The organism is Candidatus Eisenbacteria bacterium, assembly GCA_020847735.1.
GTDB lineage: Bacteria > Eisenbacteria > RBG-16-71-46 > RBG-16-71-46 > RBG-16-71-46 > CAIXRL01.
Map to the genome: position 1 here is coordinate 297,731 of JADLBL010000020.1, position 15,719 is coordinate 313,449.

General features: G+C 73.0%; 11 protein-coding genes. All 11 read left to right on the forward strand.

Annotation, left to right across the window (positions count from 1 at the left end; all coding sequences use genetic code 11):
* Positions 1–78: 78 nt before the first annotated feature.
* Positions 79–990 carry an NAD(P)H-binding protein gene (locus IT347_09950; protein MCC6349894.1) on the forward strand — a complete coding sequence of 304 codons (912 nt, stop codon included), beginning with the start codon at positions 79–81 and terminating at the stop codon, positions 988–990.
* Positions 991–1,484: 494 nt separating this feature from the next.
* The gene (locus IT347_09955) at positions 1,485–4,070 is read left to right on the forward strand and encodes a polysaccharide biosynthesis protein (protein ID MCC6349895.1); all 2,586 of its coding nucleotides are present in this window, start codon (positions 1,485–1,487) and stop codon (positions 4,068–4,070) included.
* A 103-nt stretch (positions 4,071–4,173) separates the two neighbouring features.
* Entirely contained in the window at positions 4,174–5,154 is a 981-nt protein-coding gene (locus tag IT347_09960; protein MCC6349896.1) for a polysaccharide biosynthesis/export family protein, read from the forward strand.
* A gap of 7 nt (positions 5,155–5,161) precedes the next feature.
* Positions 5,162–7,405, forward strand: a complete 2,244-nt coding sequence (locus IT347_09965; protein ID MCC6349897.1) for an AAA family ATPase — start codon at positions 5,162–5,164, stop codon at positions 7,403–7,405.
* A gap of 127 nt (positions 7,406–7,532) precedes the next feature.
* The gene (locus IT347_09970) at positions 7,533–8,552 is read left to right on the forward strand and encodes a glycosyltransferase family 2 protein (GenBank protein MCC6349898.1); all 1,020 of its coding nucleotides are present in this window, start codon (positions 7,533–7,535) and stop codon (positions 8,550–8,552) included.
* A complete protein-coding gene (locus IT347_09975) occupies positions 8,549–9,997 on the forward strand; it encodes an O-antigen ligase family protein (GenBank protein ID MCC6349899.1) in 1,449 nt (482 codons plus the stop codon). The genes IT347_09970 and IT347_09975 overlap by 4 nt, the downstream gene beginning before the upstream one ends.
* On the forward strand, positions 9,994–11,013 hold the full coding sequence (locus tag IT347_09980) for a polysaccharide deacetylase family protein (GenBank protein MCC6349900.1): 1,020 nt from the start codon (positions 9,994–9,996) through the stop codon (positions 11,011–11,013). Before IT347_09975 ends, IT347_09980 begins: the two co-directional genes overlap by 4 nt.
* The gene (locus IT347_09985) at positions 11,010–12,191 is read left to right on the forward strand and encodes a glycosyltransferase (GenBank protein ID MCC6349901.1); all 1,182 of its coding nucleotides are present in this window, start codon (positions 11,010–11,012) and stop codon (positions 12,189–12,191) included. The genes IT347_09980 and IT347_09985 overlap by 4 nt, the downstream gene beginning before the upstream one ends.
* Entirely contained in the window at positions 12,188–13,408 is a 1,221-nt protein-coding gene (locus tag IT347_09990; protein MCC6349902.1) for a glycosyltransferase family 4 protein, read from the forward strand. The genes IT347_09985 and IT347_09990 overlap by 4 nt, the downstream gene beginning before the upstream one ends.
* The gene (locus tag IT347_09995; GenBank protein ID MCC6349903.1) at positions 13,405–14,541 is read left to right on the forward strand and encodes a glycosyltransferase; all 1,137 of its coding nucleotides are present in this window, start codon (positions 13,405–13,407) and stop codon (positions 14,539–14,541) included. Before IT347_09990 ends, IT347_09995 begins: the two co-directional genes overlap by 4 nt.
* Positions 14,522–15,670 carry a CapA family protein gene (locus IT347_10000; protein MCC6349904.1) on the forward strand — a complete coding sequence of 383 codons (1,149 nt, stop codon included), beginning with the start codon at positions 14,522–14,524 and terminating at the stop codon, positions 15,668–15,670. The genes IT347_09995 and IT347_10000 overlap by 20 nt, the downstream gene beginning before the upstream one ends.
* Positions 15,671–15,719 lie beyond the last annotated feature (49 nt).

Consider the following 15,719-nt stretch of genomic DNA (forward strand, 5'->3'; position numbering starts at 1 on the left):
GCAGGGGTGAATCGTGGTTGACCGGCGCGAGCATAGGGCAGCGGGCGCGGCGGAGCGACCCCGCCCGCGGCGGGAGCCGTGAGCGCCGCCGGATCACGGTCGCCCGGATTTCCGCATCGCGTCGTCGCGGTGACGGGCGCGCTCGGTTTCGTCGCTTCGAGACTCCTGCCGCGGCTGGCGAGGCGCGGGGTGCGCGTGCTCGCCGTGCTGCGGCCCGGTCGCGACCCTTCGCCGCTCCCGCCGCTCGCCGAGCTCGAGGTTCGGCACGGCGACCTCGCGGAACCGGCGTCCCTGCGCGGCGCGTTCGACGGCGCGGGAGCGGTCGTCCACCTGGCGGGACTCGCGCTCGTGCCCGGGATGCTGCCGGCCATCGAATCGGCCGGCGTCGCGGCGGGCGTGTTCGTCAGCTCCGCCGGCGTCTACACGAAGCTCGCGAGCCGGGGGGCCGACGCCAAGCGCGCCGGCGAGCAGGCGCTGCGCGCTTCGGCGCTCGCATGGACGATCCTGCGTCCGAGCATGATCTACGGCACTCCCCGTGACCGGAACCTCGTGAGACTGCTTCGCTGGTTGCGACGCTGGCCGATCGTCCCGGCGCCGCTCGGCGGCCGCACACCCCAGCAGCCGGTGCACGTGGATGATCTCGCGGATGCGATCGTGGCCGCACTCGAGCGCCCCGCGGCGGCGCGCCGCGAGTACGACGTCGGCGGACCAGAGGCGATCCCTCTCGCGACGGTCATCCACGAGTGCGCGGAGGCCCTCGGGAGGAGGGCCCGCATCGTGCCGGTCCCGCTCGCGCCGGCGCACGCGGCGGCGGTGCTGGCGAGGCGGCTGCGATTGCCGTTTCCCGTCAGCCCGGAGCAGGTGCTTCGCCTCGCCGAGTCCAAGGCCGTGGACATCCGTCCGGCCCGCGAGGACCTCGGCTTCGCGCCGCGGGAGTTCCGCGAGGGCATCCGGGCCGAGGCGCGCATGCTGCTGGAGCAGGCCGACTAGGTCCCGGCGGCCGCGCCTTCTCCACCAGCGCTCCCCGGGTGGAGGGTTTTTTGGCGCAGACCCCACCGCGCGGCCCGTGACGGAGACGCTCACCCGGGGCTGCAGGCCCGGACCCGGCGGCGCACGATCCCGCCAACGGGCGGCCGACCCGGCCGGTCGCTCGTGCGCCATAAGCTCTTTTCTGCGCTTCATTTGACGCTGCCAGACCGGCTGCCTAGTATGCCTGCCACTCGCGCCCAAGGTCACGCGGGTGAAGCGGCTTCACGACGGCGCCGGCGGTCGAAGTGCTCGGCTCGGGACGGAAAGCATCCCCGGTTTCGCCCTCGGGCCCGCAGGCGCGTCGCTTGCATCTGCTTTCTCGGTTCGGGGTTTCGCCGTGCTCCGGCGGCCCCGGCGTTGCGCTCCGGGGATCGGCATTCTCCGGCGACGAATCTCCCCGGGTGGCCCGCGGCGGGCGGGCGACTCGACTCTCCTGCGAAGGTCTCCGCGACCGAATGTCGTTCCGAAAAGCACCCCGGTTCCTCGTGCTGACGCTCGGCTACACGCTGATCGTCAACCTCGCCTACGTGGCGGCGCTCATGCTCCGCTTCGAGGGTCAGATTCCGGCTCGCTTCTGGAACGGCTACCTCGATCTCGCGCCCGCGTTCACGCTGCTCAGCCTGCTCGGCTTCTTCCTCGCCGGCCTGTACCACGGCCTGTGGCGCTACGCGAGCACCGTGACGCTGTTCCAGGTCTTCAAGGGCGTCACGCTTTCGGCGGCCGCGCTGGTCCTGCTGCTGTTCCTGATTCCCGACCGCAAATTTCCCTCGAGCCTGATCGTCCTCGTCTGGCTGCTGGAGTTGGTCGCGATCGGTGGCGTGCGCTTCGCGTGGCGGCTGTCGCGCGACCGCGTGCTGGGCTCCTTCAGCGGACACTCGGTGCCGACGCTCGTGATCGGCGCCGACCACACCGGCGTGGACCTGGTGCAGGAGATGCGCCGCCGCCGCTCGGGCGAGGAATCGCTGATGCCGATCGGCTTCCTCGACGACGACCAGCGGCTGACCGGCCACCTGATCGAGGGACTCAAGGTGTTCGGCACGATCGCGGACCTGCCCGCGGTGCTGCGCGACCGGCACGTCGAGATGGTGATCTCGAGCGACGCGGCCCTTCCGGGCCGCGTGCTGCGCGAGATCGCGCGCGTGTGCACCGAAGCCAACGTGCGGATCAAGACGCTGCCCGGGCTGGCCGACCTGCAGCAGCAGGGCTCGCGGCCTTCGCTGGCGCAGATCCGCGACATCCGCATCGAGGATCTGCTGGGGCGAGAGCCGGTGCAGCTCGATCTCGTGGAGCTGGGAACCTTTCTGAACGGCCAGCGCGTGCTGGTCACGGGAGCGGGCGGGTCGATCGGCTCGGAGCTCGTCCGCCAGATCGCCGAATACGGCCCTGCGGAACTCGTGCTGCTCGACCACGCCGAAAACGGGCTGTACTTCATCAACAACGAAATCGTTTCGCAGCGCCCGGGCTACGCGGTGCACGCGGTCGTCTGCGACATCCGCGACGCCGCGGGGATCGAGTCGGCGTTCGCGCGGTTTCGTCCGAACGTCGTCTTTCACGCGGCGGCGCACAAGCACGTACCGCTGCTCGAATCGAGCCCGCGCGAAGCGGTGCTGAACAACATCGTCGGCACGCGCAACCTGGTGGACGCGTCGGATCGCCATGGCGTTCGCAAGTTCGTGCTGATCTCGACGGACAAGGCGGTGAACCCCTCGAGCGTCATGGGAGCCTCGAAGCGCGTCTGCGAAATGCTGCTGCAGAGCGCGTCGCAGCGCAGCACGACGCGGTTCTGCGCGGTGCGGTTCGGCAACGTGCTCGGCAGCGACGGCTCGGTGATTCCGCTGTTCCAGCGCCAGCTGCAGCGCGGCGGTCCGCTGACGGTCACCCATCCCGAGGCCCGCCGCTACTTCATGACGATTCCCGAGGCCGTCCGGCTCGTGCTGCAGGCGGGCGCGATGGGCAGGGGCGGCGAACTCTTCCTGCTCGACATGGGCGAGCAGGTGCGCATCCAGGATCTCGCGCGCCAGCTCGTGCGCCTGGCCGGCCTGCGCGAGGGCGAGGACATCGACATCGTCTTCACCGGCCTTCGCCCGGGAGAAAAGCTCTACGAGGAGCTTCACTCGCACACCGAGAAGACGCGTATCACCCGCCACGAACGCATCCTCGCCTGGGACCTGGACACGATCGACGAGCCCGGGCTCCGCACGGCCGTCGCCCGGCTGGAGCGCATCGCCGAGGGCGGCGAGCCGGGAGCGGTGAAGGAGCAGCTGCACGAGATCGTGCCCGAATATCGGGAGCCGACGGCCGAGGAGCTGCGATTGCAGCCGGCGCCCGTGACGCCCGACGTTCAGCTGCCCGCGGCGGTGGCGGCGCCCGCGCCTCCGCCTCTGGACGCGAGCGAGCGGCTGCGGCAGTCGCTGGACGTCGCGATCGCCGCGCTGCTGATCGCGCTCAGTTCGCCGCTGTGGCTGGTGCTGGCGCTCGAGGGCCGGTTGCGCGGCCAGCGCGAGTTCCTGCTGCGCGAGGTGCGGGTCGGCCGCTCCCGGCGGAGGGGCCAGCGGCGCGCCACCCCCGCGAACGTCTCGATCGACCGCCGCAGCATCGAACGACGCACCCAGGACCTGTTCGGGGAGCCGATCACCTGCGCGCGCTTCCGCTGCGACCTCGGGCCGGTCTCGCGCTGGGCGGCTCGGCGCCGGCTCGACAAGCTGCCCTGGCTGCTCAACGTGCTGCGCGGCGAGATGGCGCTGGTCGGACCCAAGCCCGAGAAGGAGGAACTGGTGCTGAGGTTCCAGAACCTCGTGCCCGACTACGCGCGCCGCTTCTCGGTGCTGCCGGGGATCACCGGGCTCGCGCAGGTCTCGCGCATCCCCGACGCGGAGGCCGACGGGGTGGTGCGCCGGGTCCACTACGACCTCTTCTACGTGGACCACCGGTCGCTCGTCCTCGACCTGCGGACGCTCGCCCGCACGTTCGGGGTCGTGCTCCAGCACCCCCTGGCCGTCCTTCGTCATTCAGAACCGGTCAAGGCGAGGCCGGCGGCATGACGGGCCGCCGCTGCCGTGAAGTAAGATGGGAACGAGGCGGTCGGGCCCGCGTCACGATTCACCGTGCGGGCCGAAGGAATGCGCACGGTCCAGGAGGGCATCGATGAGGCTCATGTCCATTCGCCGGCGGCTGGCGCCGGCGCTGTTCGCCCTGACGATGCTCGCCGCGGTCCTCGCGCCGCCGGCGCCGGCCCGCGCCGACGAGTACGTGCTCGGGCCCGAGGATGTCGTCGCGATCTCGGTGTGGCTGCATCCGGAGCTGGAGCGGTCGGTCACGGTCAGCGCCGACGGCAACATCACGCTGCCACCGGTGGGCGACATCAAGGCGGCGGGCCTGACGACGAAGCAGTTGAGCGAGCGCGTCGCCGACCGGCTTTCGGCCTACCTGCGGCAGACGACGACGGTCACCGCGACGGTGGCGAAATACATGAGCCGGAGCGTGTTCGTGTCGGGCTCGGTGGCGTCGCCCGGCCGCTACGGGTTCGAACGCATCCCCTCGATCGTCGAGGTGCTCGGATCGGCGGGCGGCGCGCTCACCGGCGCGAACCTCGAAAACGTCCAGGTCGTGCGGATGGAGAACGGCGTGCGCCGCACGCTGCAGGCCGACGTCGCCGCGGCGATGCGGGAAGGCGATACGAGCCGGCTGCCCGAACTCAAGGCGGGCGACACGATCATCGTTTCGGGCGTGATCCCGGGAGGCGGGCAGGGCACGGCGCTGACGCCCGGCGAGGGCGCCGGCGTGCTGGGCGAGGTCCACCGGCCGGGACTCGTGCCGGTCGGGGGAGGAGCGGACGTCTGGGCGGTGATCGCGGCGGCGGGCGGCACGACCGAGCGGGCGAACCTGCGCAGCGTGCGCGTGCTGACGCGCTCGGAGAGCGGCACCAGCGTCACCGCGTACGACCTGCGCGACGTGCTCGAGCACGGCAGTCGCGCGCCGGTCACGATCAAGTCCGGAGACATCGTCGTGGTGATGGCGAAGGGCGCGAACCCGTGGACCGGCATCGTTTCGATCCTCGCGGTCTCGCGCGACCTGCTCAACGTGGCCGTGCTGGTGGACTACCTGAACAACCGGCAGAGGAACTGACGACCGAATGAAGGCGAACGAACTTCCCGGGGCCGCTTCGCTCGACGTGGGCGAGCTGCTGCGCGTGCTGGGCCGGCGCAAATGGCTGGTCGCGCTGCCCTGGCTGCTGGCCGTCGCGATCGGCGTGACCGCCGCGTTCATGCTCAAGCCGGTGTGGTTCAGCAGCACCGTGCTGCTGCTGGACCGCGGACAGGCGCTGCAGGGTCCGCTCGGTGCGATCTCGGGCGGGCCGGACGTGGACCAGCAGGCCGACATCATGCGCGAGCAGATCCAGAGCAGCCTGTTCCTGCGCAGCGTGGTGGTGTCCTCCGGCGCGAAGGAGGACGCGGCGACGCGGGCCTGGGCGCTCAAGTCGGCGGCCCGCTTCCCGGGTCTTTCGCCGGACGAACAGGTCGAAGCCTTCCTCGTGGACTACCTGCGCAACGCCATCTCGATCCGGCGCAGCAAGGGCAAGCTCTTCCAGGTGACGGTCGCCGACTACGATCCCGACCGCGCGAAGCGCTTTTGCGAGTCGGTGGCGAACCAGTTCGTCGCCTCCTCCAAGGCGCGACAGCTCGAGGCCGTGCAGCAGCAGCAGGAGTTCAGCACCGAGCAGCTGCAGGTTTACAAGCGCGCGCTCGAGGAAGCCGAGGCGCGGCTCGAGGCGGCCCGCCGCAACGCGATTTCGACCGTTCTGACGGGCTCGGTCGTGAACGAACACAACGTCGGGCTCGCCCAGTCGTTGCTGGAACAGGCGGGGACGGAGGCGGACGAGCAGCGCCAGCGCGTCACGGACCTGCGCGGGCAGTTCGGCGGCCGGGTGAGGGAGAACGATCCCGCCTCGCTCGTGGGGCCGGACATCACCTCGCTCACGGGCCAGCTCGCGTCGCTGCAGCTTCAGCTCGGCCGGGCGATGCTGACCGAGGGCACCACCAACGGCGGCTCCAGTCTCCGGCTTTCGCTCGCCCGCCGCACCGCCGAACTGGAAACGGCGCTGTCCGCCGCCGCCGATCGCGCGTTCCCGGCGATGCCGCAGGACGCGCGTGACCTGGTCGTGCGCTACCGCGTCGCGCAGGCCGACCTCGCCGCTCGCGAAGCCTGGGGCTCCTGGCTGCGCGGGCAGGTCTCGGCCTACCAGAGCGAAGTCGTGATGGCGCCCAACCGGGAAATGGACATCACGCGCCTGACCGCCGAAGTCGAGCGCGCGCGAACGCTGTATGCGACGTTCCAGCAGCAGTCGGCCGCGGCGCAGATCGCCGAGGCGTTCCAGCAGGCCAAGATGAGCGGGCGATTCGTGGTCATGGAGCCCGCCAACCGGCCGCTGTCGCCGGGCAAGCCCAACCGGCCACTGGTCGTGATGCTCGCGTTCGTGATCGGCGCCGTCGTCGGCATCGGCACCGCGCTGGTCGTCGAGAACAGCGACCAGTCCGTCAAGAACGTCGAGGAGGTCGAGCACCTGCTCGGCCTGCCGGTGCTCGGGCAGGTCCCGCGCGTGGACGAGCTCAACCGCAGCCGCAGGCCGGCGAGGGGTTCGCCAGCCGCGGGCGCGCCGGGCGCCCTGCCCGCGCCGCGCGACCAGGGGCTCATCCAGCGCTTCAAGGTCGAGAGCCCGCTGGGCCTCGAGTTCAAGCGGCTGTACCTGAATCTCGCGCGTTCACGCGGGCGGGCCCTGCCGCGCACGATCATGGTCACGAGTTCGACGCGGGGTGAGGGCAAGACCACGACGGCCGCCTGTCTGGGCATCACGCTCGCGCGCGAGCACCGGCAGCGCACCCTGCTCGTGGACTTCGACCTGCGCAGTCCCGCCCTGCATCGCGCGCTCGGCGTTCCCGGCAGCAGCTGGGGGCTCGCGCAGATGCTGCTCGCGAAGCAGTTCGACGAGCGCTTCGTGCGCCAGACGGCGCTCGCGGACCTCGATTTCCTGTCCGCGGGACGCAGCGACCGCCCGGCCGCCGAGATGATCGACACCGATTCGGTCGAGTGGTTCCTCGCCGAGGCGCGCAAGCGCTACGACCTCGTCGTCGTGGACACGGCTCCGAACCTGGCCGTGCCGGATCCGCTGATCGTCGGGCGTGCGGTCGAGGGCGTCATCTACGTGATCAAGGCGGGCGGAACGCTTCGCAAGGCCGTGGAGTACGGCGTCAAGGTGCAGCGCGAGGCGCGCGACAACATCCTCGGCGTGCTGATGAACGACCTCGGCGAGTTCCTGCCGACGTACTACGGCTACAAGTCCAACTACTACGGGTACACGACCGAGGCGGCCGAAGGCTGAGACACGCCCGCGCCGATCGCCCTGGAGTCCGTCCGTTGGTCCGTTCCTGCCTCCCGAGCCGAGCCGCCGTGGCGTCCGTGCGCAGCGCACACGGCGGCGGGAAGGCCCGCGAACGAACGGGACTCGCGTGAGCCGGGCGACGGTTTCCGCCGTGATCCCGGCGCACAACGCGATGCCGGACGTGCTCGAGGCCGTGGACTCGGTGCTCGCCCAGGACCTGCCGGTGGACGAGGTCGTGGTCGTGAACGATCGCTCGAGCGACGGCACGGGCGAGGCCGTCGGCGCACGTTTCGGCGACCGGGTGCGCGTGCTGGCCGGCGCCTACGGCAGCGCCGCCGCCGCCCGCAACGCCGGCTGGCGCGCGGCGCGCGGGGCGTGGATCGCGTTCCTCGACGCCGACGACCTGTGGACGCCCGACAAGAACCGCGTTTCGCTCGGCCTGCTCGCGGCCGCGCCCCACGCCGACTGGTGCTTCAGTGACGGCACCGTGCGGGCGCTCGACGGACGGGAGTTCGATTCGCTGCTCGAGCGCTGGGTGGATCTGCAGGATCCCTACTGCGGCCGTCCGGTGGCGGAACTCATCGAGGTGAACTTCATCCTCACCTCCTCGGTGCTGGCGCGGCGTTCGGCGCTCGAAGCGCTCGGAGGCTTCGACGAGTCGCTGAGCCACGCCGAGGACGTGGACCTGTGGATCCGGCTTTCGCGCGGCGGCTGGGCGGTGGGCACGCACCGGCCGCTGGTGCGCTACCGCGCACGCGAGACCGGCCTGTCGGCGCAGGCCGACAAGCGCAACGCCGGCGCCGCGACGCTGTTCGCCCGCATGGCGTCCGATCCGACGCTGGAGGAGGGACTGCGCCGGCTCGCGCGGCGCCGCGTTTCGCGCCATCACTACCGGCTCGCGCTCGCGGCCCTGCGCGAAGGCGAGCCGGGCAGGGCGCGCGCGCACCTCGCGCGCTCGTGGATGTGGCCGGACTTCACCACGCCCGTTCTTCTCGCGATGGCGACCTCGTTCCTGCCGCGCGGGCTGCAGCAGCGCCTGCGCGGTCGCCGGTCGGTCGGCGCGGTCGCAGGGTCCCTGAAGGCTCCGCGGCGCGTGCGGCTCGCGGGCTTCGAGCCGCCGCCGGGCGCGGGCGGGGCGACGCCGTGAGCCCGACGACCACGCCCGGCGGCGGCGAAGCGCAGCGGGCGCGCGGAGCGGCGCGGCGTCAGGCGCCGGCGCTCGCCCGGGCCCTGCCCGTGCTCGGTGCCATGGCGCTGTCGGCGCTCCTCGTCGGCGCGCTGCTCGTGCTCGACTACACGTTCGACCAGGACCCCCACCGCATCTTCAAGGTCTCGCTCGGCATCGCAGGGCTCGGCTTCGTCCTGCTCAACCCGAAGATCGGGCTGCTGCTGCTGCCGGTCGTCGCGCCTTTCCTGCCGTGGATTCCGCCCACGCCGGTTCCGGGACTCAACCCGCTCAACATCCTCCTGTTCGCCATCTTCGGCACCTACGCCACGAGCCGCATCGTGCGCCGCCTGCCGCTCGTGCCCGAGAACCATCTCGGCAAGGTGCTCGGCCTGCTGATGCTGGTGATCGCCGTCTCGGTCGTGCGCGGAGCGGCGTTCCCCACCGGATACGGCTTCGACGCGGCGCTCGGGGCCACGACCGTGTTTCGCGCCGGCACGACGTTCGCGACCTACTTCATCGTCATGGCGATGGCGCACGGCCCCGAGGAGCGGCGCCGGGTCTGGTGGGCGGTGATGGTCGGGTTGCTGGTCGAGTCCATCGTCACCATCGCCTACGGCCGCAACGGCCGCGGCGGAAGGGCGATCGGTTCGATCGGCCAGTCGAACGATCTGGGCGCGTTCCTCGCGCTCTTCGCGGTGCCCGCGCTGGCCGGCGTCTTCGGGGTGAAGAACGGGTTCGGCAAGGCCGTGCTGCTCACGATCTTCGTGCTCGCCAGCATCGGCGTGATGATGTCGCTGTCGCGCGGCAGCATGGTGGCCCTGCTCGCCGGGGTCTTCGTGGTCGCGTGGATGTCGTCGCGCTGGGCGTTCGGCCTGCTCGTCGTCGCCATGCTGTTCTCGCCGCTGTGGGCTCCCGACTACGTGAAGGAGCGCGTCCAGTCCTCGTCCATGGAGGTCGAAGGCACCGACGAGGTCACGGTGGACATGGCCTCGGAGGCCCGGCTCCAGACCTGGCAGAGCATCCTCGAGGTCGTGAAGGATCATCCGATCGAGGGAGTGGGGTTCACGGGCCTCGCGTACGTGCTGCCCGAGATCGGCGAAGGTCTCGGGCTCGAGGAGGTCAAGGACTCGGCCCACAACACGTGGCTGCGCATGCTCGCCGAAACCGGCCTCATCGGCCTGACGCTGTTCGTGTGGTTGATGTGGAAGGCGTGGATGCTGGGTTACAAGGCGGCGCGCCGGGCGCGCGACGCGTTCGACCATGCGCTCGGGATCGGGCTGTGCGGAGCGGTCGTCACGCTGGCGGTCAACTGCGCCTTCGGGGACCGCTTCTTCAACGTGGTCATCGCGAGCAGCTTCTGGATGCTGTGCGCGCTCGCCGAGGTCGCGATCGGCGAGTCCCGCGCGCGCGAGGAGGAGGCGTGAGCGGTCGCGCCCTGCGCTGGCTGCTCTCGCTCGCCTCGGGGCCCCTCTCGCCCCGCTCGGGCCGTTCGCGCCTGACGATCGTGCGGCACCACCGCGTGTACGCCGAAGGCGAGCGGGCGCTCTACCATCTCGGGGTCTCGGAATCGGTGCTGGAGGCGCAGGTCGCGACCTGCGTGCGCGCGGGCGCGACGCCGTGCACGGTGCGCGAGGGACTGGAACGCCTGCGCGACGGCCGGCCGGGCCACGCGATCGCCTTCTCCTTCGACGACGGTTACGCCGACAACGTGACGCGCGCGCTTCCGATCCTCGCGCGCCACGGGGCGAAGGCCACCTTCTATCTGACCGCGGGTCTGATGGACTCGCGCACCGCACCGTGGTGGGACGAACTGGCGTTCGTGCTCGCGCACGCCGGCACCGCGGTCGCGCGCTGGCAGGCGGCGGGGACGACGCTGGGCCTCGACGTCTCGACGCCGCCGGGCCGGTCGGCGGCGCTGCGCGGGCTGCTGCCGCTGATGCGGGTCGCCCCCGCGGAGCAGCGCGTGCGGCTCGACGCGCTGCGCGAGACGCTCGGCGTGCGCGGGCCGGCACCCTGCGAGCTGGCGGACTGGCCGCTCGCCACGCGGCTCGCCGAGGCGGGCATGGAGATCGGCGCGCACACGCTGACGCATCCCTTTCTCACCCTGCTGCCGCCGGGCGAGCAGCGGCGCGAGATCGCGGACTCGGCCGCGCTCGCGGCCGCCCGCACCGGCGCGGCCGTGAGCGGGCTCGCCTATCCGGTCGGGGACCACGACGATCGGACGGTGGACGCCGCGCGGGCCGCCCGGCTCGCCCACGCGGTGACCACCCGGGCGGGCGACTGCACCGGCGCTTCGGACGACTTCCGGCTGCCGCGCCGCGCGCTGCCCGAGGGGGCGAGCCTGGGCCCCGGCGGCAAACCGTCCGCGACCATGGTCCGGGCCGAGCTGCGCGGCGCGTTCGACCGGCTGCGCGGCCGGCGTGCGGAGGCCGGCACGTGAGCGCGCCGCGCGGCGGACGGCGCATCCGGCTCCTTTACGTCGCCGGCAACTTCGTGACCGGCGGGGCCGAGCGCCATCTGCTCGAAATGTGGCGGCGGCTCGACCGCGGGCGATTCGAGGTGCGCATCGCCGTGCTGAAGCGCGAGGGCGCGTTCACGCCGCTCGTCGAGGCCATCGGGCTGCCGATCACCGACCTCGGCGTGGGACGGCGCCTCTACGACGCGAGCGGGTTGCGCGGACTGCTGCGGCTGATCTCGCTGGTCCGCGAGTTCCGACCCGACGTGATCCACGGGTACCTGTTCGGCCCGAACCTGTTCGCGGCCCTCGCCGGGCGGCTGTGCGGCGTGCCGGTCGTGTGCGTCGCCAAGCGCAACGTGGACGCGTTCGAGTCCGCCCGCCAGATCGCGGTCCAGCGGCTGGCACACCGGCTCGCGACGCACGTCACGGCGGTGAGCCATGAAGTGGCCGCGAGCAGCGTCGCGCTCGGCGTGCCGGCCTCGCGCGTCACGGTGATCGAGAACGGCGTGGACGTCGCCCGCTTCGACGGCGCGAGCCGTCGCGAGGCGCTGTCCGGGCTCGAACACGTGCCGGCGGACGCCCCGCTCGTCGGCAGCGTGGGCTGCCTCGCGCCGCGCAAGGACTACGGCACGCTGCTGCGCGCGCTCGCGCGGCTCGCGGGCAGGCACCGCTTTCATTGCGCGATCGCCGGCGACGGACCCGATCGCGCGTCGCTTGAGGGGGACATCTCCGCGCTCGGGCTCGCGGGGCGGGTCTCGCTGCTCGGCGAGCGCTCCGACGTGGACCGGCTGCTTCCGGCCTTCGACGCGTTCGTGCTCTCCTCGCGGGAGGAGGGCATCCCGAACGCGCTGCTCGAGGCGATGGCGGCGGCCCGGCCGTGCGTCGCGACGCGCGTCGGCGGCAACGCCGAGGTGCTGGAGGACGGCCGAACGGGCTGGCTCGTGCCCGCGCAGGATCCGGAGGCGCTCGCGGACGCCCTCGCCGAGGTGCTGACGCGACCCGACGAGGCCGCGCGCCGCGGCGCCCGTGCACGCGAGGCGATGATCGCCGAGCGCAGCATCGAGGCCATGGTGCGCCGCCACGAGGCGTTCTACCGGCAGGCGCTCGGCCTGGAGCGGGGCGGCGAACCGGCCGCCTCGGAGCGAAAGGGCGCCGCGTGAAATCGGTGCTCTACGTGACGACGACGTTTCCCACACTGGCCGCGTTCATCGAGAACGAGGTGAAGCGCCTGGACGAGCGCGGCGTTCGCGTGCGGGTGCTGACCCTGCGGGCGGTGGGCGACCAGTACCAGCCGGAGTTCGCGCCGCTCGTCGCCCTGACCCGCGCCGTCGGCTCGCCGCTCGATCCGCGCTCGTGGTGGGCGCTGCTCGGCTGGCTGGTGCGCCGTCCGCACGTGCTGCTCCCCGGGGCGGCGCGCATGCTGTGGGCCTCGCGCGGCAGCGCGTACGCGCTGGCCGGGCACCTCGCCTACCTGCCGGCCGCCGCGCGGGTGGCCGGCATCGCCGAACGCGAGGGCTTCGAGCGCGTTCACGGGGCGTGGGCGCACTTCCCGGCCTCGGTGGCCTGGCTGGCGGCCCGGCTCGCGGGCCGGCGCTTCAGCATGGCCGCGCACGCCGGCGCCGACCTCTACCGCACGCAGGCCTTCCTCGCCCACAAGGTGCGCGCCGCCGACTTCACCACCGCGTGCGTGCGCGGCAACGCCGAGATGCTCCGCCGCCTCGTGCCCGGCGGGCGCGTCGAGTGGCTGTGGCACGGAACCGATCTCGCGCGCTTCGGCGCGATCGCGCGAGCCCGCTCGGCCGAGCCCCTGCTGCTGGTCGTCGGCCGGCTCGCGCCCGGCAAGGGATTCGACGACGCGGTCGCGGCGCTCGGCGAGCTGGCGCGGCGCGGGCTGCGGCCCCGGCTCGTGGTCGTCGGCGACGGCCCGGAACGCGAAGCGCTCGGCGCGCTGGCCCGCGCGCACGGCGTCGCCGAACAGGTCGAGTTCCGGGGTTCGCTCACGCACGACGAGATCGCTCCGCTCTACGCGTCGGCGTGGCTGCTGCTCGCCCCGAGCAAGGTGCTGGCGAACGGGCGGCGCGACGGCATCCCGAACGTGATCGTCGAGGCGATGGCCGCCGGGTTGCCGGTCGTCGGCGCGCGCGCGGCGGGGCTCGAGGAGGCGATCGAGCCGGGCCGGACCGGGGCGCTGTGCGAAAGCGCGAACCCGCGCTCGCTTGCCGGGGCGATCGGGCCACTGCTGCGCGATCCGCGGGAGATCGACCGGATGGGCGGCCTCGCGCGGGAAGCGGCGCGCGGCTCGTTCGACGTCGAGGCCAGCTTCGCGCGGCTGTGGGAACTCTTCGGCGGCGCGCCGGTGCGCGGGGAGCGGGCGTGATGCGCGTCGTCCACGTCGTCGAGGCGATGCACCAGGGCGGCGCCGAGTCGCTGGTCGTCGAGCACGTGCGCCTGGCGTCGCCGGAGGTCAAGAGCACGGTGGTGGCGCTCAATCGCGGCGGTCCCGCGCTCGAGGCGGCGGCCGCGGCCGGCGCGGAGACCGTCGTGCTCGGCAAGGGCGCCGCGCGGGCGGCGGGCCTCGTGCGGCTGACCTCGCTGCTGCGTGCGCGTCGCGCGGACGTCGTCAACGGGCACAACCCGAGCGGGGCGATGTACGGAACCCTCGCGGCGCGGCTCGCGGGCGTGCCGGTCGCGGTGCGCACCGAGCACAGCATCCACTACCCGGGCCGGGCGTTCCGATTCTACGGGCCCGTCGAGGCGATGCTCACGCGCCTGACGGATCGGGTGATCTGCGTGTGCGAAGCCGCGCGGGCCAGCCACGCGCCGCGATTCCGCGGCAGCGAGGAGCGCTTCGTGACGATCGCGAACGGCATCGCCGAGGCGCCACCGCCGCGGCCGCGCGCGCAGACGCGCGCGGCGCTCGGCATTCCGCCCGCGGCGGCGGTCGCCCTGACCGTCGGCAGCCTGACGCCGCAGAAGTCGCAGGACGTGCTCCTGCGGGCGATGGCCGTCGCGCGACGGCGCGCGCCCGGCGCGGTGCTGCTCGTCGCGGGCGAGGGCAGGCTGCGCGAGCGTCTGCAGGCGCTGCACGCCGAGCTGGGACTGGGCGATGCGGTTCGTTTCCTCGGTCCGAGGAACGACGTGCCGGACCTGATGGCGGCGTGCGACGTTTTCGTGCTGTCCTCCTCGCGGGAAGGGCTGTCGGTGACGCTGCTCGAGGCGATGCGTGCGGCGCGCGCGGCGATCGCGACCGCGGTCGGCGGCAACGCCGAAGCGGTGGCCGACGGCGTCACGGGCCGCATCGTGCCGGTGGGCGACGTGGCGGAGATGGCCGGGGCCCTGGCGGACCTGCTCGCGGACGAGCAGCGCCGCGCCGTCCTCGGCGCGGCCGGCCGGGAGCGCTGGCGCGAGCGCTTCACCGCCGCGCGCATGGTCGGCGAAACCGAGGCGCTGTATCGCGAGGCGCTCGCGCGGCGCGGCGGGGGAGGGCCCCATGCGGCTGCTCGAGGCTGAGGGCGCGCTGCGGCTCACGCTCGCCGCGGTCGGCGACGTCGGCGTCCTCGGTTCGGTGCGACGGCGCGCCGCGAGCGAGGGGCCCGATGCGCCGTTCGCGGCGCTGGCGCCGCACGCGCGCGCCGCCGATCTGGCCTTCGCCAACCTCGAGTTCCCGGTCGGCGAGCGCGCCTGGGTTCGCCCGGGGCGCGCGGACGAGTTCTTCCACGACGCCGGGGTGCCGGCGGCGCTCGCGCGCGCGGGCTTCCGCGTCGTGTCGCTCGCGAACAACCACATGATGGACTGCGGCGAGCGGGGCCTCGCGCGAACGCTCGACGCCTGTCGGTCCGCGGGGCTGGCCGCGGTCGGCGCTGGAGCCGATCTCGAGGCGGCGCGGACCCCCGCGCGGATCGAGGTCCGGGGTGTCCGGGTCGTCGTGCTCGCCTACGCGACCGCCGGCGGCGACGCCGCAACGTCCGGCCGGGCCGGCGTCGCGCCGCTCGAGCCGGAACTCGTTGCCGCGGACCTCGCGCGCTGGCGGCCTCAGGCGGACGTGCTCGTGGTGAGCGTGCACTGGGGATCCATGTACGTGGACTTTCCGCCCCCGCGCGTCGTCGGAATGGCGAAGTCGATCGCGGCCGCGGGCGCCGACCTGGTGCTCGGACATCATCCGCATGTCCTGCAGGGCGCCGCAAGGGTCGGCCGCACACTGGTGCTGTACAGCATGGGCGACGCGGTCTTCGACGGCCGCTCGGGGGATTTCGAGGCCTCGGTCGCGGCGCTGACGCGCCGCGAGAGTGGTGTCTTCACCGCGCGATTCGGCGAGTCCGCCCACGGCCTCGAACTCGCGGCGCTGAAGCTCGACCCGGACGGCGTACCCGGCGAGCCCGCCGGGACCGAAGCGCGCGCTCAGGCGGAGCGGTTCGCGGCTCTGTCCGCGGGACTGGCCGACGCGGCGGCGCGCTTCGCCGCCGAGGGCGCGCCGAAACTGCTCCAGTACGAGCTGCAGAGCCTCGGAACCTACCTGCGGCAGGGCCGCTGGGACCGCGTCGCGAAGCTGCTCGGCGGCGTGCGCCCGCGACATCTGCCGCTGCTGTGGCAGGCTGTGACCCGGCGGGGACGTGGACGGACCCCGCCGGCCGCCCGATAACGGAGACGCGGGCGCCCGCCCGAGCTCCACGACGAGAACCGGGAAGGAA